We start from the raw sequence: 248 nt of genomic DNA on the forward strand, positions 1-248 counted from the left end.
CCCATCAGGTGCCCATCGCCATCGCCACGGATAGCAACCCCGGTTCCTCGCCGCTCACCTCGCTGCTGCTCACCATGAATATGGCTGCAACCTTGTTCCGCATGACGCCGGACGAAGCATTGCGTGGGGTCACCATCAATGCGGCAAAAGCATTGGGGTTGGCAGATCAAACAGGATCAATAGCGGTTGGAAAACGCGCAGACTTAGCGGTTTGGGATGTCAAAAGCCCTGCCGAACTCACCTATAGA

Annotated in this window: 1 protein-coding gene; it reads left to right on the forward strand. The window is 56.5% G+C overall.

The genetic code is table 11. The features are described from left to right. Positions 1-248: amidohydrolase family protein (locus O4H49_RS20570; RefSeq protein WP_269425307.1), on the forward strand; the 248-nt coding region annotated here is incomplete at both ends.

This window comes from Kiloniella laminariae (assembly GCF_027214005.1).
Lineage (GTDB): Bacteria > Pseudomonadota > Alphaproteobacteria > Kiloniellales > Kiloniellaceae > Kiloniella > Kiloniella laminariae_A.